Raw genomic sequence first — 16,096 nt, 5'->3', positions numbered from 1 at the left:
CGTCATTGGGTGTGGGAAAGTAAGATGCTCCCCCGTGATGCGGGGGAGCTGTCACGGAGCGACTGAGGGAGCTAATGCGGCCCATGCCCAGCTTGCCCCCTCCGGCCCTCTGGGCCACCTCCCCCGCATCGCGGGGGAGGAGCTAGAGAGACCAGACAGTCTGTAAGCCGGGTTCTGTTCCGCCTCTCCCGATCCGAAGAAGGGCGAGACGGCGACGATCATTCCTCTTGGCCGGCCATTGCTGGACGGCTCTCGCGACCTACCCGGACCCTCTCGGCCAGTGACGGCCTATCCGACGCTAGGCCGGCGCGGGGTCCCTATTCGGTCTTGCTCCAGGCGGGGCTTGCCATGCCGTCCCTGTCGCCAGGTCCGCGGTGGGCTCTTACCCCACCCTTTCACCCTTCCCGCCCCGTAGGGAGGAGGTTTGCTTTCTGTGGCGCTATCCCTGGGATCACTCCCGGTGGGCGTTACCCACCGCCTTGTCACCGTGGAGCCCGGACTTTCCTCGACCTTCTTGCGAAGACCGCGACCGCCCGACCATCTGGTCCGGGACGGTGTTTGAAGGGGTGATGTTGAAACGTCAACAACCCGCTGTTGAAACGTCAATAAACATCCGATCTCCCCGGCCTTTCCGGGGAGGTCGGATTTAAGGGAGGTTTTGCATCATCCCCGCAATCGGATGATCCCCCAGCCCTTTCACCGCGCCCAGCCGATCGGCGTCGCTCTTGTTCTGCGAGAGCTTGAACGTCCCCTCCAGCCGTTCGACGAACAGCCGCCCGCCGGCGATCCCGCGCAGCATGGCCTCGAAACGGCCGTCGCTCATCTTGCCACGGGTCCAGGGCTTCTTCGGAAGGAGACGCGCCTCCTCCTGGGCCGAGAGGTCGTCCAGCAGGGCGACCAGCTCCGCCTCGTCCAGCGGCGCGACCGAACCCTCGGCTTCGACCGACAGGTAGTTCCAGGTCGGGACCTGGTCGGCGCTTTCGTACCAGCCGGGGCTGACATAGGCGTCGGGGCCGGTCGCCAGCATCACGGCGCGGAAGCCTCGCACCAGGTGCGGCGTCAAGGCGTTGCCGCGCGACAGGTGGAAGTCCAGGGCCAGCTCGCCGTCCAGGTCGCGGATCACCACCGGCGCCTGGGCCAGGATCGGCCGGCCGCCGACGCTGGCGGCCAGGGTCACGAACGGGTGGGCGCTGATGAAATCCCGCAGGGTCGCGCGGTCCTCGACCCGAAAGGCCTGGGCCGGGTGCATCAGTCGGCCGCCGCGCGCAGCAGGCCCACGAGGCGCGCCCGGGTCTCGCCGTCGGCGATGCCATCGAAGCGGCTCTGCAGCCAGTGACGCTGGAAGGCCGAGACGACCGTGGCGGTCCACTCGTCGTACTTGCCGGTGGGGGCGCAGTCGAAGCCGAGGCGCGTCAGGCCCGCCTGCAGGGCGAAGACCCCGGTCCCCTCCTCGCCCTGGCCCAGCGGCGCGCCGGGCGACGGGGCCGGCTCGATCCACAGGCCATGACCGCTCTGCGCCAGGCGCTTCCACGGGAACAGCTCGCCCGGATCGATCTTGCGGGCCGGAGCGACGTCGGAATGGCCGAGGATGCGGCTGTCGGGGATCATCCAGCGCGAGCGCACGTCGGCCAACAGGTTGATCACCGCGGCGATCTGGGCCTCGGGGAACGGCCGGTAGCCGAACTCGTGGCCGGGATTGACGATCTCAATGCCGATCGAGGCCGAGTTGATGTCCTTGACGCCCTTCCAGAAGGCGGCGCCCGCGTGCCAGGCCCGGCGCTCTTCCGGCACGAGGCGGAAGATGCGGCCGTCCTCTTCGACGCAGTAGTGGGCCGAGACCTTGGCTTCCGGATCGCGCAACCGCTCGACGGCGGCCTCTCCCGTCTCCATGCCCGTATAGTGGAGCACCACCATGTCCGGGACCGCCTTGCGGGCGTCGAAATTGGGCGACGGGGCCTCGATGATGGTGACGCTCATTGGGCGCGGTTCCGGATCGACATCAGCAACGGCATGACCTGATTCCGCCGAAGCGCGATGATCAGAACGCCGGTCAAGGCCAGGCCGGCGCCGACCCCCATCCGCAGGTCGAAATGGTCGTGGGTGACCATGACGCCCAGGCCGATGGTGAACAGCGGCGTCAGCAGGGTAAGCGGAGCGATCAGGTTGGCCTCGTAGCGCTGGATCAGCCCGTAATAGGCCGTATGGGCCACGACCGAAACCACCAGGGCCGAGAACACCACCGCCGCCACGAACGGCCAGCCGGCGTGGATCCCCGCCGCGACCTGGCCCGGCTCGATCGCGGCGCTCATCGCCGCCAGCGGCCAGAGCGAGCAGAAGCCGACCCAGGCTTGGAACTGTAAGGGCTTGACGCCCTCGACCTGCTTCATCATCACCGCCCCCAGCGACCCGGCGAAGGCGGCCGCGACGATCAGCCAGAGACCGGGCGACAGCTCCAGGCCGTGCGGGCTCCACATCACCGTCACCGCGCCGGCCAGGGTCAGGGCCATGCCCAGGCCCCGCCGCCAGCGGATGGTCTCGCCCAGCATCAGCACCGACAGCAGCGTCGTGAACGGCACGCCCAGCTGAATCACCACCGAGGCGGCCGATGGCGAGGCGGTCTTGAAGCCCATGAATAGCAGGGCGAAGTTGCCCGCCCCCATCAGCAGCGCCACCACCACGATCCGCCAGGTCGGCTTCGGGGCCGGCAGCAGCCACGGCAGCGTCGCCAGGGCGACCAGCGAGAAGCGCACCGCCGCGTAGAACAGCGGCGGCACGCCCCAGTGGGCGACCACGATCTTCGAGATGATGTTGTTGCTGGCCCAGACCAGGCAGACGAGGACCAGGACGCCGAAGTCGCGAAGGGACATGAAATACCGCTTAAGCCCCCGCCTCTTCCGTCCGCAATCAAAACCGCCGAAACCGCGGCATCGGGCGGCTCGTCGCGGTTGACGTTCGGTCAAAACGGTCGTTTGTTCGTGAACACTGTTCACATACCGCTACGCCGGGTCAACCGTCGGGCGCCGGGGAGGACTGGTCGCGCATGGAACATGTCGACGTACTGATCGTGGGCGCGGGTCTGTCGGGGATCGGCGCGGCCTATCACCTGACCCGCAACTGCCCCGGCAAGAGCTACGCGATCCTGGAAGGGCGCGCGGCGATCGGCGGCACCTGGGACCTGTTCCGCTATCCCGGTATCCGCTCCGACAGCGACATGTACACCCTGGGCTATTCGTTCAAGCCGTGGAAGGCCGCCAAGGCCATCGCCGACGGCCCCTCGATCCTGTCCTATGTCCGCGAGACCGCCCGCGAGCACGACGTCGAGCGCCACATCCGCTTCAACCATCTGGTCAAGCGCGCCCGCTGGTCAACCGAGACCGCGACCTGGACCGTCGAGGCCGAGCATGACGGCCAGACCGTCACGTTCACCTGCGGCTTCCTCTACATGTGCGCCGGCTACTACCGCTATTCGGCCGGCTACACGCCCGACTTCCCGGGCGCAGAGCGCTTCAAGGGCCGCATCGTCCACCCACAGCATTGGCCCGAGGACCTCGACTATGCCGGCAAGAAGGTCGTGGTGATCGGCAGCGGGGCCACGGCCGTGACCCTGGTGCCGGAAATGGCCAAGACCGCCGGCCACGTCGTCATGCTGCAGCGCTCGCCGACCTATGTGGTCTCGCGTCCCGCCGAGGACGGCGTGGCCAACTGGCTGCGGTCCAAGCTGCCGGCCATGACCGCCTACGGCATCACCCGCTGGAAGAACGTGCTGATGCAGATGCTGTTCTTCAACCTGGCGCGCAAGAAGCCCGAGAAGATCAAGCAGCAGCTGCTGGGCCTGGTGCGCCAGCACCTGGGCCCCGACTACGACGTCGAGACCCATTTCACCCCGCGCTACAATCCGTGGGACCAGCGCCTGTGCCTGGTGCCGGACGCCGACCTGTTCGACTCGATCAAGGCCGGGACGAGCTCGGTGGTCACCGACCACATCGAGACCTTCACCGAGTCCGGCATCCAGCTGACGTCGGGCAAGACCCTGGACGCCGACATCATCGTCACCGCCACCGGCCTGCAGATGCAGCTTCTCAGCGGCATGGAGGTCGTGGTCGACGGCAAGGTCGCCGACCTGTCCCAGTCGATGAGCTACAAGGGCATGATGTTCAGCGACGTACCGAACCTGGCGTCAGCGTTCGGCTACACCAACGCCAGCTGGACGCTGAAGGCGGACCTGACCAGCGAATATGTCTGCCGCCTGCTGAACCACATGAGCCGGACGCGGACCGACTACTGCGCGCCGCGCGTCGACGGCGAGATGGAGGTCGCGCCGTGGCTCGACTTCACCTCAGGCTATGTCACCCGCTCGATCGGTCAATTCCCCAAGCAGGGCCTGCGCAAGCCCTGGAAGGTGCACCAGAACTACGCCCTCGACCTGGCCGCCCTGCGCCTGGGCAAGGTCGAGGACGGGGTCATGGAATTCGGGCGGAAGACCCGAGTTGACGCCAGGGCTGCATAACCTTAACAATACCCGTTAACGGCGAATTTCGCCGTTCTGGGCGGCGTTGTGAGCCCTGGCGGTTGGGGGACACGCCGATGACGCGCGCCACGCGATTGCATGCTCATGGTCTTCGTACGCCCGCGCCTTGGTTCGGCCGAACCACGCTGGCGCTGGCGCTCGCTTGCGGAACGTCGGGCTGCGTTTCCTACAGCTACGTCGACCGCGACAATGTCCGCCACGTGGTGGGCTTCATGAATGTCGCCATCGACCAGTCCAAGCCCGCCCAGGCTTCTCGCGTGACGGTCCTAGGCGTGGCGGTCGGGCGCGATCCCATCCACGGCGGCAGCATCACCCTCGGCTATCGCGACGACCGCCTGCTCGCCGTGTCGGACCACGCCTGCGTCGACCTCCAGGTTCCGGCCGTGTGCGCCGCGACCCAAGACCCGAAAGGAAGCGTTCCATGAAACGGATTTCCGCCATGGCGGCGCTGGCCGCCGCTTCGGTCCTCTCAGGATGCGCCAAGCCCGACAGCGTGCTCTTCGTCACCAACGCCTCCTTTGGCGTAAATGTCGAAGGCAAACCCGCGTCGGCCAGTGTCGGCTACGACCGCACGGAAGGCTATCTGGCGCCGTCCTTCCCCAGCGGCGCGGCGCCTCCGGTCATCGCGTCCATCGAGACCGGCGGCGGCCTGTTGAACCCCAAGGTGCGACAGCTGTACGCCACGGGAGCAGCGGCGGTGAAAGCTTCGGGAAGTCACAAGGCCCCGGATGGACCCACGACGCTGGAGGGCGCTCCGGCGGCCAAGAGGATGATCTTCTTCGGGACGACGACCTCCCTCGGCATGAAGGTCGCGGTCGATGCGTCCGGGACGCCGGACGCCTTCACCTTCGGGTACAAGCGCAAAGAATATTCCTACATCCCACTGACGAAGAAGGACGCGAAAACCGAGACGTATGTCTATCCCTCGGTGCTGGCGTCGATCGACACCGTGACGCTGGCCGCCGCGCCGGCGACAAAGGGCAGCGGCCTGACAAGCCGGCAGTTCTTCGCGACCGGCCCAGCCGCCGAGGCCTTGGCGGCCGACACGTCGGCCATCTTCCGGGAAATCACGGAGTCAGCCCTAAGCGCGGCGCTGACCCCGGAGCAGAAACAGAAGGCGATAAAAACGGCCACCGAAACCGTGGAGGCCCAGAGGAACAACACCACGGCGATCATGAACGCGGTGGCGCCCGGTGGCGCTTTGGACACCGAGAAGCTGAAGGCGCTCTTGGACGCCGCCAACGCCAAGGGCGCGGATCTGTCCTCGACCTATGCCGCCCAGACGACCGCCGAGGGCCTGCGCGGATTGCTCCATGAAGACCCGCACGCGGCCATGCTGCTCGCGGGCGCGCTTCCGTCATCCCAGACCAATCAGGACTAAGGGAATCCACGATGTCCGCTCAAGTCGTCTATGTCTGCGATGATCCCGTGAAGGCCGAAACCGCGCGCCAGGTCCTAATCAGGCAGGGCTTTCCGGAGAACGACATCTCCGCCGATGAAATCGACATCTTCGTCTACGACGCGCGCTCCTACAGCAGCGGGCGCACGGACGCCGCCAATAGCAAGTGGATCGTCATTGGGCGAAAATAACGAGTCCACCCTGCTCTTCTATCGGAGCAAGGCCGGGCAACGGCGCCTGCTGGCGGAACCTCGCAAGGACGCGGTTGCGCGGGCCTAAACCCTAGTCCTCGTCGTCGAACGCCTCCTCGTCCGCCACGACCGGGACCGCCGGCGGCGCGGCCTTCGGCGTCTTGCGCTTCACGAACCGCAGCGCCGTGTGGGTTCTGGAAAAGGCGCAGACCTTGGTGTCGGACAGGCCAAAGCCGCGGGCGGCCTTCAGCACGTCGGTATCCTTCAGCGGCGCGCCCTTGCCCTTTTGCGAGACGATCCAGATCGCGCCTTTGTCGCCGAGCGTCCACATCAGGTCCTCGAGCCGGTCGAGGTCGGCCAGGTCGTCGGCGGCCAGGAACAGGATATCGACGCCATCGGCCTCGTCGGCCGCGACCGGCTCGACGCGGGTGGACAGCTCGGCCAGGAACTCGGCGTCCTCGACCCCGTCGACCACCACGGTCATGCCGGGCTTCACGCCCAGCTTGTCCAGGCGCGTGGGCGGGTTGAGGATGGCGTGGACCCACTTCTCGGCCTGGCCAGGCGCGAGCGTGAAGCGCGTGCCGTCGCTCAGCACCAGATCGTCGCCCTCGGTCCGCACGTTCTTCAGGGCGTGGCCCTGGTAGATGCCGCGATAGGCGCCGCGGAAGATCAGCTTGGGCGGCTCCCACAGCAGCTTGCCTTCGCTCTCGCCGTCGGACAGCTGGCCCCAGACGCCGCTTGCTTCCTTGCCCATGCTCAAGCGCCCTTGAACGTCGGCTGACGCTTTTCGAGAATGGCGTCGACGCCTTCCATGTGGTCCTCGGTGTGGTGGGCGATGGCCTGGGCGGCCGCGCTCATCTCCATCAGGGTGTCGTAGCTGGCGGTCTGGCCGTGCTTGAGCAGGCTCTTGGCCATGCGCAGGGCGTGCGGCGGCTGGGCGGCGATCCGCGTCGCTAGGGCCAGGGCCTCGTCCATCAGGGTGTCGGCCGGCACGGCCTTGCTGATCAGGCCCCACTCGGCGGCCTTGGCCGCGTCGATGACGTCGCCGGTGAACAGCAGCTCCGCCGCCCGGCTCATGCCGATCGTGCGCGGCATCAGCCAGGCCCCGCCGTCGCCGGGGATCAAGCCCAGCTTCAAGAAGGTGACGCCGAACCGCGCGGTGTCGGCGGCGATCCGGATGTCGGTCATGCAGGCCACGTCGCAGCCCAGGCCGATGGCCGCTCCATTGACCGCCGCGATCGACGGAACCTCCAGGCCGTAGATGGCCCGGACGATGCGGTGGATGTTCTTGCGATAGCCGTCGCGCACGGCCACGCCGTTGCCGCCGAACGCGCCCTCGCGGGCCTTCATCGCCTTGACGTCGCCGCCGGCCGAGAAGGCCTTGCCCGCGCCGGTCAGGATCACGCAGCGGATCTCCTGGTCGTCATTGATCGCCTCGCACGCGGCCGCCACCCGGTCGCCGTCGCCCGGCGCGCCCAGGGCGTTCATCGCCTCGGGTCGGTTCAGGGTGAGGATAGCGACGTGGCCGCGCTTCTCGGTGAGGATCAGGGACAAAAGGGGCGCTCCGGTTGCTTCTTGCGGTTTTCCCTTCCATAGCCTGCTTTCCGCCGCGACGCAGCCAGGGCGGCCGATACAACCAGTGCGTTCACACTGATCACGAAAACGCGACTGGCGCGACGGCCTGACCCGACATTGAAATGGCTTCTGGGACGAGAGAGAAGGCTGCGGCGATGACCGAGCACGCGAAGGCCCGACACGTGTTGATTATCGAGGACGAAATCCTCGTCGCGTTCGAGGTCGAAGCTCTGCTGGCGGAACAGGGCTTCACGAGTTTCGATATAGCCGACAGCGCCGCCGACGCGCTGACCCTGGCTCTCGCCAATCCGCCTGACCTGATCACCGCCGACTACCGCATCGTCGGCGGCACCGGCGTCGAGGCGGTCGAGGCCATCCAGCGTCAGCTGGGCCGCATTCCGGTCGTCTACGTCACCGGCAACGCCGACCAGTTGAAGGGACGGCTGACCCCCGTCGTCGACAAGCCGATCTCGGCCCGCATCCTGGCCGAGGCCTGCGCCAGGGCGTCCGCAGCCTGACATTGTCCCTCCCCCGCCCAGCCGCTACAAGCGTGACCGACGGGAGGACGCGATGCACGAGATCACCACCCTCGAGGCTCTAGAGGCGCTGTATCAGCCGGTGCCGGTCGCCGCCTCGACCGTCAAAGTCACCGATCACATCACGCCGCACTACGCGGCCCTGATCCAGGCCTCGCCGTTCGTGGCCCTGGCCACGGTGGGTCCCGAGGGCCTGGACTGCAGCCCGCGCGGCGACCTACCCGGCTTCGTCCGCGTCACCGATCCGCGCACCCTGATGCTGCCCGACCGGCGCGGCAACAACCGCACCGACAGCCTGCGCAACATCGTCCGCGACCCGCGCGTGGCCCTGCTGTTCCTGATCCCCGGTTCGGGCACGACCTTCCGCGTCAACGGCCGGGCGGTGCTCAGCGCCGATCCCACCCTGCTGGACAGCTTCGCCGTCGACGGCAAGCCGCCGCGCACGGTGACGGTCGTCACCGTCGAGGAAGCCTATTTCCAGTGCGCCCGCGCTATCGTCCGCTCGGGCCTCTGGAAGGTCGAGAGCCAAGTCGATCCTAAAGCCCTGCCCACGGCCGGCGCGATGCTAGCGGCGGTCACCGCCGGCGAGGTCGGCGGCGAGACGTACGACCAGACCTGGCCGGAGCGCGCGGCGAAGACGCTGTGGTGAGGAAAGATTTCCCTCCTCCCCATTAGGGGGAGGTGGATCGATGCGAATACGCATCGAGACGGAGGGGGTCCGCGAAGCGGTCGTGCGTTGACACCGCCCAGGGCCCCTCCACCGCCGTTCGGCGGTCCCCCTCCCCCAGAGGGGGAGGAGAAAAGCCCAACACAAAAGCGGCCCCGGGGCTTCCCCCAGGGCCGCTCGAAAACACATCAGTCGCCGAAAGAGGCGCGTCAGTCGTCGCGGTGGACGCGTTCGCGGCGCTCGTGGCGTTCCTGGGCTTCCAGGCTGAGCGTCGCCGTGGGGCGGGCGTCCAGCCGGGCCAGGCCGATCGGCTCGCCCGTTTCCTCGCAATAGCCGTAGGAGCCGTCTTCGACGCGGCGCAGGGCCTGGTCGATCTTGGAGATCAGCTTCCGTTGGCGGTCGCGAGTACGGAGCTCAAGAGCCCGGTCGGTTTCCGAGGATGCGCGATCAGCCAGATCGGCATGGTTCTCGGTTTCTTTCTGGAGATGGGAGACCGTCTCGCGAGATTCGCGAAGGATCTCTTCTTTCCAGGCCAGCAGCTTGTTCTTGAAATACTCAAGCTGTCGGTCGTTCATAAAAGGCTCGTCCTCGGAAGGACGGTAGTCCGATTTTTCTACTAGAACAGTGGCCGTCTGCATCAACGCCTCACGCCCCAATGAACTCAGCCCTCGAAGGCTGCGTGCTTATAGCAAAAGGTGAGCCGCGTTCAATGAACCTCGCGTGAGTGGCGCGTTTAGCTCGCGCGGCACGCACGCCAGGCCCGCGATCGCGGCGGCGACAAATGTAAAACGCGTGGGAAAGCCAAGCGTGGCAGGATCGAACAGCGTTCTTGATCCCCGCCCCGGCCATGTTCAGCCACCCCGCACTTGCAGCTTGGCCAGCTCGACGGCGGCCCGCGTCTCGATTTCGTTGAGGATCCCCTCGAGGCCGGGATCGTCGGTGCTGTCGCGCTGCTCGCGGATGGCCTTCGATAGTCGGTCCAGGGTGTTGTGCGAGATGTCGCCGTCGATCAGCGCGATCCGCACGTCGCCCAGCAGGTCCAGGATGTGTTCGGCGCGACGCACCGCGCGGCGCTTGCGCTCCAAGGGGTTGCCGACCGCGCCCATCTCCTGCAGGGCAAGCAGGGCGTCGACCGAGCCAACTCCCGAGAGGCCGCCGACCGAGGCCGTACTGGCCGCGCCGCTGGCGGCGTTGACCGAGGGCAGGGAAAAACCCGATGAACCGCCGGTGGGCCTGGCGCGCGACGCGCCAGTCGCTCCTACGCCCCCCGTGCTGGAAACCTTCATCCGACAGCTCCAAAAAGCTCTTGCGCGCGAGTCACTCTTCTCATCGCACGATCATCATCGGGCCGCGCGCTTGAAGTATGGTTAATGCCGGGCAGATTCTGCCGTTCGGCGCCAGTCGGACCACCGCCGAATCCGGAATCCCTTGAGTCACAAGGCCCTGAGGGCATTCGGGAAACTGGCCCGCTTCTGGCATGGGGCGGCGCGGGGACGTCTCCCCGCCACGGGACCACCATGCCGCGTTCATTCTTTCGCACCGTTCTGATCGCCTTCGCCGCCGTCTCCGCCCTCGTCGCGGGCCCGGCGTTCGCCAAGTCGCGGATCAAGGACATCGTCGCCTTCGAGGGCGTTCGTGAGAACCAGCTGATCGGCTACGGCATCGTCGTCGGCCTGAACGGTTCGGGCGACAGCCTGCGCAACGCGCCGATGACCAAGCAGAGCCTGGAGGCGATGCTGGAGCGTCAGGGCGTCAATGTCCGCGACGGCAACCTGAACACCAAGAACACCGCCGCGGTCATGGTCACCGCCAACCTGCCGGCCTTCTCGGCGGCGGGCTCCAAGGTCGACGTCACCGTCTCGACCATGGGCGACGCCAAGAGCCTGCTGGGCGGCACCCTGCTGGTCACTAGCCTGCAAGGCGCGGACGGCCAGACCTACGCCGTGGCGCAAGGCACCGTGCAGACCGGTTCGGTTTCGGCCGGCGGCGCCTCGGGCAGCTCGGTCACCAAGGGCGTGCCGACCGCTGGCCGCATCGCCGGCGGCGGCGTCATCGAACGCGAGACCGGTTTCCAGATGGTCAACATGGACATCATGCGCCTGACCCTGCGCAATCCGGACTTCACCACCGCCCGCCGCATCGCTGACGCCATCAACAGCAAGTTCCCCGGCTGCGCCCAGGCCCAGAACCCGACGATCATCGCCACCCGCGCGCCCGCCGGCACGGACATGATCAGCTTCATGACCAACATCGAGAACCTGGAGGTCGAGCCCGACTCCCCGGCCAAGGTGGTCATCGACGAAGTGGCCGGCGTCATCGTCATGGGCGACGACGTCCGCATCAGCCAGGTGGCGATCGCCCAGGGCAACCTGACGATCTCGGTCCAGGAGACCCCGGCCGTCAGCCAGCCGGCCCCGTTCAGCCAAGGCCAGACCAAGGTCATCCCGCAGTCGACGGTCAGCGTCGATGAGGAGAAGGGCCGCAAGCTGATCACCCTGGGCGGCTCGCCGTCGCTCAAGAGCCTGGTCGGTGGCCTCAACGCCCTGGGCGTCACGCCGCGCGACATGATCTCGATCCTGCAGGCCGTGAAGGCCGCGGGCGCCCTGCAAGCCGACATCGAGGTGATGTGATGAGCGCCCTCTCCGCCCTGACCGGCGTCGCCGCCAAGATCGACACCGTCGCCGCGGCCGCCAAGAGCGCCGTCGCCTCGGTCGAGGAAAAGGCCAAGCGCGCCAAGATCGCCGACACGGCCAAGAGCTTCGAGAGCTCGTTCATGTCGGTGATGATGCAGCAGATGTTCGAGGGGGTGAAAGCCCCCGAGCCGTTCGGCGGCGGCCAGGGCGAGGCGATGTTCAAGTCGGTGCTGACCGACGCCATGTCCAGACAGGTCACCCAGGCCGGCGGCATCGGCCTGGCCTCCACCATCCAGCGCGAAATGCTGAAACTCCAAGGTCTGAAGGAGTAGCCCCATGGCCATCGCCGCCATCGACGCCGACGATCGTGTCCACCAGCTGATCTTGCTGACCGAACGCCTGACCGACCTGATCGCCAAGGAGGCGCACGCCTTCGAGACCCACCGCCCGCACGAGGCGGCGCAGTACGTCGAAGAGACCGCCAAGCTGGCCAATGTCTACCGGCACGAGTCGATGCGGGTGCGGGCCAATGTTTCCCTGGTCGAAGCCGCGCGGCCCGAACTGCGCCAGCGCCTGATGCGCGCCACGGAGGCCTTCGACGCGGTCCTGGCCCGTCAAGCGCGCGCGGTGACCGCCGCCAAGACGGTGACCGAGGGTCTGGTCCACGCCGTGGCCCAGGAAATCGCCAACCAGCGCGCCGCTCCGGCCACCACCTACGGCGCCGGCGCGATGATCAACGACCGCCCGCAGCACGGCGCGGCGATCACGCTGAACCGGAAGGCCTAGGCTTTCAGCGCGAACACCGCCGCGGCCCGCGCCGCGCCGTCGGGGTCGCCGAAGTCGGCCACCGGATATTCGGCCACGACCCGCAGGCGGCCGGTCGGCAGGAAGGCGCGCCAGGGGTCGCCGATCAGCACCTCGATTCCGGCCGCGACGCAGCGCTCCAGAAAGACCGTGACCCGCGCCGCCAGGTCCGCGTCGTAGAACAGGTCCCCCACCAGCATCAGCGCGACCTCCGGCGGCGCGCCCGCCGTCAAGTCGCCCTGCACCGCCTCGACCGCGACGCCGTTGGCGGCCGCGTTCAGGCGCGTGGCCGCCACCGCGTAGGGATCGACGTCAGCCGCCCGCACCGCGCCGGCGCCGGCCAGGGCGGCGGCGATGGCCACCAGGCCCGAGCCCGCGCCGAGGTCCAGCACGGTCTTGCCGGCGACGACGCCGGGATGGTCCAGGACATGCCTCGCCAGCGCCAGGCCCCCGCCCCACGGCCGCGCCCAATAGGGAGAGCCGAAGTCCGGATCGGCCTCGGCCAGCCGCATCAGCCCGCTGCGCGGTCCCGCGCGGTGCAGGCGGATCTCCGGCACGCCCGGGACGGGCTCCAACGGCAGGCGATCTTGGATGAAGGCGGAGAGGTCCAGGCGAGCGTCTTTCGTCGTGATCGCGCGTTCCCTTAGGCCGCGGGCGACGGCCGCGCTAGCGTCCCTCGTCGATCAGCCGCTTCTTGCGCCGATGCAGGCTGGCGGCCACGGCGATCAGGACCAGCGGGACCAGGGCCGACAGCACCCGCTCGCCGCCGCCCGGCCAGCCGTGCAGCCAGGGCTTCAGCAGATAGCCCAACAGGCCCAGCACGTAGTAGCCAACCGCGAAGATCGATAGCCCCTCGACCAGGCCCTGCAGCTTGGTCTGCAGCTGCAGGCTGGCGTCCATGCCGCGCAGGGTCTCCTGGTTCTGACGGTCCTGGGCCAGGCCGAGTTTGGTGCGCAGCAGGTCGCCGCTGCGCGCCACCCGCAGCGACAGGTCGTCCAGCCGCCGGTCGGCCGCCTCGCGCGTGCGCATGGCCGGCAACAGGCGCCGGGCGATGAACTCGCTCATGGTCGAGTGGCCCGCCACCCGCCGTTCGCGCAGCGCCTCCAGCCGGTCCAGGGTCAGGCGGTGGTAGGACTCCGTGGCACCGCGCCGGAACCGGCTGTCAGCCGCCCGCAGCTCGATCTCGGCGGAGAGGGCCAGCAAGTGGTCGAGGACGCTCTGGCTGTCCTCGCCGGCCGCCAGGCCGCTGGTGATGGCCGCGAGCCGTGCTTCGGCGCCGTCCAGCCAGGCCAGCAGCTCGCGGGCCGGCGGAAAGCCGATCAAGGCCAGCTTCCGGTAGTTGCCGATCTCCAGCAGGGTCTGGACCAGGCGCGAGACCTCGTCATTGGCCAGGCTGATATTGTGGACATGGATGCGGCCGGTCCCGCCCTCGCGCAGCCGAAAGTCGGTCCAGATCCGCGCGGCGCCATCGAACACCTCGCACGAGACGCAGCGCGCCAGGTCGATATGACGCCGCAACGCCGCGTCGGTCGGCGGCTCTCCCCTAGGGGCCGAGACCGAGATCTCGACGCCCCGGAACACCTGGCCCGGCGCGCCGTCCAGCCAGAAGGCGCTTTCCTCCGGTCGGGTCTCGAAACCCAGCTCGCCGCCCAGCGGTCCGTACGCGAACCCCGTCCAGGTCGAGAACTCCTGGTGGCGCTCCCACAGCCAGCCGCCCTCTTCGTTCGTGACCACGACTCGGCCCGCGGCGGGATCCTGGCCCGGCGCGAACAGGGTGACGAAGGCCGTCTCCGCCGCCCGCTGCTCGGGCTCGACCAGGAACACCCACTGGCGCAGGCGGACCGGGGCGCGGTCCAGCGGCAGCGCCCGCAGGTGCATCAGTTCGCTCAGCGTCACGCGAAGCGGGTGGTCCCGACCGCCGTCCATCTCGTCTTCCCTGCGTTTCCGGATCATCGGATCAAGGCCGATGTTACCGGTCACATAGAGTTAGCGAAGATCGCTGGCGGCGTCACCTGGTTTGAGCGCGATCGTCCGCTCAATGCCGATCGCCTCGAGAAAGTCCGTGTCGTGGCTGACCACCAGCAGCGCCCCGTCATAGCCGGACAGCGCCGCCTCGACGGCCTCGATCGACGCCAGGTCCAGGTGGTTTGTCGGCTCGTCCAGGATCAGCAGCTGCGGCGGCACGGCGGCGCACAGTACGCAGGCCAGGGCCGCCCGCAGCCGCTCGCCGCCGCTCAGCGTCCCGGCGATCTGGTGGGCGGCGACGTTGCGGAACAGGAACCGGGCCAGGGCCGCGTGGGCGTCATTGACGCTGGCGTTCGGATTGAGCCGGCGGAAGTTCTCGAGGATCGTCTCGTCGTCGTTCAGCAGCGCCGCCCGCTGGTCCAGTAGAGCGACGAGGACCGACACCTTCACGTCGCCGGCGATCGGTGACAGGTCGCCGGTCGTCAGCCGGATCAAGGTCGTCTTGCCCGCCCCATTCGGACCGGAGACCGCCACCCGCTCGGGCCCGACGAGCCGGAACGACAGGCCCGCGACCACCGGCGTCCCGTCGGGCCAGGCGAAGGCGACCTCGTCGAAGGCCAGCACCGTCCGCCCCTCCGGCAGGCCGCTGGACGGCAGTTCGAAGCCCAGGGTCCGGGCGCGCTCGACGCGCGCCTCGGCCGAGGCCTTGGCCTCCGCCGCCTGGGTCGCCAGCTTGTCGGCGAGCCTGCCCTCGCGGGCGCCGCTGGTCTCGGCCCGCTCGGCCATCATCCCCAGCACGATCTTCGGCGTCCCGCCCCGGTCGGCGAAGCGCTTGCCGGCCGCGTCGCGGCGGTCCTTGCGCTCGCGGGCGATCTGGACCTCGCGGGCGACGCGGCGGACCTCGCGCTCGGCGTGGTCGAGGTCGCGTTGGGCCGCTTCGGCCTCCAGCGCCTTTCGTTCGGCATAGAGGTCCCAGCCGCCGCCGTACGAGCGCGCGCCCAGGGACGACAGCTCTACGATCCGGTCCATGCCGCGCAGCAGGCTCCGGTCGTGGCTGCCCACCACCGCCCCGCCGCGCCAGCGGGCCAGCACGCGCCCGACGGTCTCCCGCGCCTCGGCGTCGAGATTGTTGGTCGGCTCGTCCAGCAGCAGCACGTCGGGCTGGGCGATCAGCAGGCGCGCCAAGCCGGCGCGGGTCGCCTGGCCGCCCGACAGCGCGGTCGCCGGCCGTTCGGGCTCGAGGCCAGAGAGGCCGACGTCGGCCAAGGCCTGGTCCAGCCGCGCCGGCAGTTCCCAGTCGGCGTCGGACAGGTCGGTCTCATCGCCCTCCCCGCGTTCGATCCGCGCGAGACGGTTCCAGTCTGCGCCCACGCCCAGCAGGTCGACCAGCCGCGCGCCGGGCGACAGGTCCGGCGTCTGTTCCAGCGTTGCGACGGTCCCGGAGCGTGTGACGGTTCCGGACAGCGGCGGACGCAACCCGGCGATCAGCGCCAGCAGGCTGGACTTGCCCACGCCGTTGCGCCCGACCAGGCCGATGCGCTCGGCCCCGATCGCGAGGTTCAGGTTGTCGAAGAGAAGCCGGCCGTCAGGCGTGGCGGCGGAAACGGAATCCAGGGTGACGAAGGACATGCGACCCCACGGTCAGGGAAACGGGAAGGACGAAACGGTCTTCCGGCTTGCTGATCATGGGAGCCTCCATCGGTGGAAAGGGGCGGCTTCTACGCCCGCGAACGCGGTTCTGCAAGCTGAGCCCCAATGGGGAGTCCCATTGGGGAGCAAAGACCGCAAGGATCGGGTG

At 68.4% G+C, this 16,096-nt stretch carries 20 protein-coding genes and 1 other RNA gene; 9 read left to right on the top strand and 12 right to left on the bottom strand.

Translation table 11 applies throughout. From position 1 onward, the window contains the following. Window positions 1-147: 147 nt before the first annotated feature. From rnpB to ASC70_RS00275, 4 genes are all read right to left on the bottom strand, one after another. Window positions 148-545, bottom strand: an RNA gene (gene rnpB / locus ASC70_RS02540) — RNase P RNA component class A. Window positions 546-646: 101 nt separating this feature from the next. After that, window positions 647-1,249 carry an FMN-binding negative transcriptional regulator gene (locus ASC70_RS00285; protein WP_056045223.1) on the bottom strand — a complete coding sequence of 201 codons (603 nt, stop codon included), beginning with the start codon at window positions 1,247-1,249 and terminating at the stop codon, window positions 647-649. After that, on the bottom strand, window positions 1,249-1,977 hold the full coding sequence (locus ASC70_RS00280; RefSeq protein ID WP_056045220.1) for an N-acetylmuramoyl-L-alanine amidase: 729 nt from the start codon (window positions 1,975-1,977) through the stop codon (window positions 1,249-1,251). The genes ASC70_RS00285 and ASC70_RS00280 overlap by 1 nt, the downstream gene beginning before the upstream one ends. Continuing rightward, window positions 1,974-2,867 carry a DMT family transporter gene (locus tag ASC70_RS00275; RefSeq protein ID WP_056045217.1) on the bottom strand — a complete coding sequence of 298 codons (894 nt, stop codon included), beginning with the start codon at window positions 2,865-2,867 and terminating at the stop codon, window positions 1,974-1,976. The genes ASC70_RS00280 and ASC70_RS00275 overlap by 4 nt, the downstream gene beginning before the upstream one ends. Before the next feature lie 59 nt (window positions 2,868-2,926). On the opposite strand from ASC70_RS00275, the gene ASC70_RS00270 reads away from it, so the two are divergent. The 4 genes from ASC70_RS00270 (at window position 2,927) to ASC70_RS00255 (ending at window position 6,118) form a co-directional block, all read left to right on the top strand. Beyond that, window positions 2,927-4,507 (top strand): flavin-containing monooxygenase, encoded by a 1,581-nt coding sequence (locus ASC70_RS00270; RefSeq protein ID WP_369815089.1) that lies wholly within the window; start codon window positions 2,927-2,929, stop codon window positions 4,505-4,507. 77 nt (window positions 4,508-4,584) lie between these two features. Then, window positions 4,585-4,953: a hypothetical protein gene (locus tag ASC70_RS24715; RefSeq protein WP_156396088.1), complete on the top strand. Its 369-nt coding sequence runs from the start codon at window positions 4,585-4,587 to the stop codon at window positions 4,951-4,953. Between the two features lie 14 nt (window positions 4,954-4,967). Further along, a complete protein-coding gene (locus ASC70_RS00260) occupies window positions 4,968-5,909 on the top strand; it encodes a hypothetical protein (protein WP_156396087.1) in 942 nt (313 codons plus the stop codon). An 11-nt stretch (window positions 5,910-5,920) separates the two neighbouring features. Beyond that, window positions 5,921-6,118, top strand: coding sequence for a hypothetical protein (locus ASC70_RS00255; RefSeq protein ID WP_056045205.1), 198 nt, complete (start codon window positions 5,921-5,923; stop codon window positions 6,116-6,118). Window positions 6,119-6,209: 91 nt separating this feature from the next. Here the strand turns inward: ASC70_RS00255 and ASC70_RS00250 are convergent, their stop codons facing one another. Then, the gene (locus ASC70_RS00250) at window positions 6,210-6,872 is read right to left on the bottom strand and encodes a DUF3052 family protein (RefSeq protein ID WP_056045202.1); all 663 of its coding nucleotides are present in this window, start codon (window positions 6,870-6,872) and stop codon (window positions 6,210-6,212) included. A 2-nt stretch (window positions 6,873-6,874) separates the two neighbouring features. Next, a complete protein-coding gene (locus ASC70_RS00245) occupies window positions 6,875-7,672 on the bottom strand; it encodes a crotonase/enoyl-CoA hydratase family protein (RefSeq protein WP_056045198.1) in 798 nt (265 codons plus the stop codon). 176 nt (window positions 7,673-7,848) lie between these two features. On the opposite strand from ASC70_RS00245, the gene ASC70_RS00240 reads away from it, so the two are divergent. Further along, window positions 7,849-8,211: a response regulator gene (locus ASC70_RS00240; protein ID WP_056045194.1), complete on the top strand. Its 363-nt coding sequence runs from the start codon at window positions 7,849-7,851 to the stop codon at window positions 8,209-8,211. A gap of 52 nt (window positions 8,212-8,263) precedes the next feature. After that, entirely contained in the window at window positions 8,264-8,878 is a 615-nt protein-coding gene (locus ASC70_RS00235) for a pyridoxamine 5'-phosphate oxidase family protein (protein ID WP_056045193.1), read from the top strand. Between the two features lie 227 nt (window positions 8,879-9,105). On the opposite strand, the gene dksA is transcribed toward ASC70_RS00235, so the two are convergent. Together dksA and ASC70_RS00225 are read right to left on the bottom strand one after the other, a co-directional pair. Then, the gene (gene dksA / locus ASC70_RS00230; RefSeq protein ID WP_047412362.1) at window positions 9,106-9,534 is read right to left on the bottom strand and encodes an RNA polymerase-binding protein DksA; all 429 of its coding nucleotides are present in this window, start codon (window positions 9,532-9,534) and stop codon (window positions 9,106-9,108) included. Window positions 9,535-9,747: 213 nt separating this feature from the next. Then, window positions 9,748-10,182 carry a flagellar assembly protein FliX gene (locus ASC70_RS00225; RefSeq protein WP_047412360.1) on the bottom strand — a complete coding sequence of 145 codons (435 nt, stop codon included), beginning with the start codon at window positions 10,180-10,182 and terminating at the stop codon, window positions 9,748-9,750. A 231-nt stretch (window positions 10,183-10,413) separates the two neighbouring features. Here ASC70_RS00225 and ASC70_RS00220 point away from each other — a divergent pair, with 231 nt between their 5' ends. From ASC70_RS00220 to ASC70_RS00210, 3 genes are read left to right on the top strand one after another with little or no spacing between them, the layout of a single operon-like run. Next, the gene (locus ASC70_RS00220) at window positions 10,414-11,526 is read left to right on the top strand and encodes a flagellar basal body P-ring protein FlgI (RefSeq protein WP_056045190.1); all 1,113 of its coding nucleotides are present in this window, start codon (window positions 10,414-10,416) and stop codon (window positions 11,524-11,526) included. Next, window positions 11,526-11,861, top strand: coding sequence for a rod-binding protein (locus ASC70_RS00215; RefSeq protein WP_047412353.1), 336 nt, complete (start codon window positions 11,526-11,528; stop codon window positions 11,859-11,861). Before ASC70_RS00220 ends, ASC70_RS00215 begins: the two co-directional genes overlap by 1 nt. A gap of 4 nt (window positions 11,862-11,865) precedes the next feature. Next, window positions 11,866-12,315: a hypothetical protein gene (locus ASC70_RS00210; protein WP_056045187.1), complete on the top strand. Its 450-nt coding sequence runs from the start codon at window positions 11,866-11,868 to the stop codon at window positions 12,313-12,315. Here ASC70_RS00210 and ASC70_RS00205 read toward each other — a convergent pair. From ASC70_RS00205 to ASC70_RS24710, 4 genes are all read right to left on the bottom strand, one after another. Continuing rightward, entirely contained in the window at window positions 12,312-12,908 is a 597-nt protein-coding gene (locus ASC70_RS00205) for a methyltransferase (protein WP_235519190.1), read from the bottom strand. The two genes, ASC70_RS00210 and ASC70_RS00205, sit on opposite strands and share 4 nt — an antisense overlap. A gap of 91 nt (window positions 12,909-12,999) precedes the next feature. After that, window positions 13,000-14,286 carry a DUF3422 domain-containing protein gene (locus ASC70_RS00200; protein WP_082539785.1) on the bottom strand — a complete coding sequence of 429 codons (1,287 nt, stop codon included), beginning with the start codon at window positions 14,284-14,286 and terminating at the stop codon, window positions 13,000-13,002. 33 nt (window positions 14,287-14,319) lie between these two features. Next, on the bottom strand, window positions 14,320-15,927 hold the full coding sequence (locus tag ASC70_RS00195; RefSeq protein ID WP_056045179.1) for an ABC-F family ATP-binding cassette domain-containing protein: 1,608 nt from the start codon (window positions 15,925-15,927) through the stop codon (window positions 14,320-14,322). Next, window positions 15,884-15,997 carry a hypothetical protein gene (locus ASC70_RS24710; protein ID WP_156396101.1) on the bottom strand — a complete coding sequence of 38 codons (114 nt, stop codon included), beginning with the start codon at window positions 15,995-15,997 and terminating at the stop codon, window positions 15,884-15,886. The genes ASC70_RS00195 and ASC70_RS24710 overlap by 44 nt, the downstream gene beginning before the upstream one ends. Window positions 15,998-16,096 lie beyond the last annotated feature (99 nt).

Origin of the sequence: Caulobacter sp. Root343 (genome assembly GCF_001425745.1) — a bacterium.
Lineage (GTDB): Bacteria > Pseudomonadota > Alphaproteobacteria > Caulobacterales > Caulobacteraceae > Caulobacter.
The sequence above is the reverse complement of the archived record's forward strand: the minus strand, read 5'-3'. Positions and strand labels throughout refer to the sequence as shown.

Coding starts and splice junctions, on each gene's coding strand:
- ASC70_RS24710 (WP_156396101.1), bottom strand. CDS start 15,997: ATGGAGGCTCCCATGATCAGCAAGCCGGAAGACCGTTTCGTCCTTCCC.
- ASC70_RS00210 (WP_056045187.1), top strand. CDS start 11,866: ATGGCCATCGCCGCCATCGACGCCGACGATCGTGTCCACCAGCTGATC.
- dksA (WP_047412362.1), bottom strand. CDS start 9,534: ATGCAGACGGCCACTGTTCTAGTAGAAAAATCGGACTACCGTCCTTCC.
- ASC70_RS00220 (WP_056045190.1), top strand. CDS start 10,414: ATGCCGCGTTCATTCTTTCGCACCGTTCTGATCGCCTTCGCCGCCGTC.
- ASC70_RS00215 (WP_047412353.1), top strand. CDS start 11,526: ATGAGCGCCCTCTCCGCCCTGACCGGCGTCGCCGCCAAGATCGACACC.
- ASC70_RS00200 (WP_082539785.1), bottom strand. CDS start 14,286: ATGATCCGGAAACGCAGGGAAGACGAGATGGACGGCGGTCGGGACCAC.
- ASC70_RS00275 (WP_056045217.1), bottom strand. CDS start 2,867: ATGTCCCTTCGCGACTTCGGCGTCCTGGTCCTCGTCTGCCTGGTCTGG.
- ASC70_RS00255 (WP_056045205.1), top strand. CDS start 5,921: ATGTCCGCTCAAGTCGTCTATGTCTGCGATGATCCCGTGAAGGCCGAA.
- ASC70_RS00240 (WP_056045194.1), top strand. CDS start 7,849: ATGACCGAGCACGCGAAGGCCCGACACGTGTTGATTATCGAGGACGAA.
- ASC70_RS00285 (WP_056045223.1), bottom strand. CDS start 1,249: ATGCACCCGGCCCAGGCCTTTCGGGTCGAGGACCGCGCGACCCTGCGG.
- ASC70_RS00250 (WP_056045202.1), bottom strand. CDS start 6,872: ATGGGCAAGGAAGCAAGCGGCGTCTGGGGCCAGCTGTCCGACGGCGAG.
- ASC70_RS24715 (WP_156396088.1), top strand. CDS start 4,585: ATGACGCGCGCCACGCGATTGCATGCTCATGGTCTTCGTACGCCCGCG.
- ASC70_RS00280 (WP_056045220.1), bottom strand. CDS start 1,977: ATGAGCGTCACCATCATCGAGGCCCCGTCGCCCAATTTCGACGCCCGC.
- ASC70_RS00195 (WP_056045179.1), bottom strand. CDS start 15,927: ATGTCCTTCGTCACCCTGGATTCCGTTTCCGCCGCCACGCCTGACGGC.
- ASC70_RS00260 (WP_156396087.1), top strand. CDS start 4,968: ATGGCGGCGCTGGCCGCCGCTTCGGTCCTCTCAGGATGCGCCAAGCCC.
- ASC70_RS00225 (WP_047412360.1), bottom strand. CDS start 10,182: ATGAAGGTTTCCAGCACGGGGGGCGTAGGAGCGACTGGCGCGTCGCGC.
- ASC70_RS00235 (WP_056045193.1), top strand. CDS start 8,264: ATGCACGAGATCACCACCCTCGAGGCTCTAGAGGCGCTGTATCAGCCG.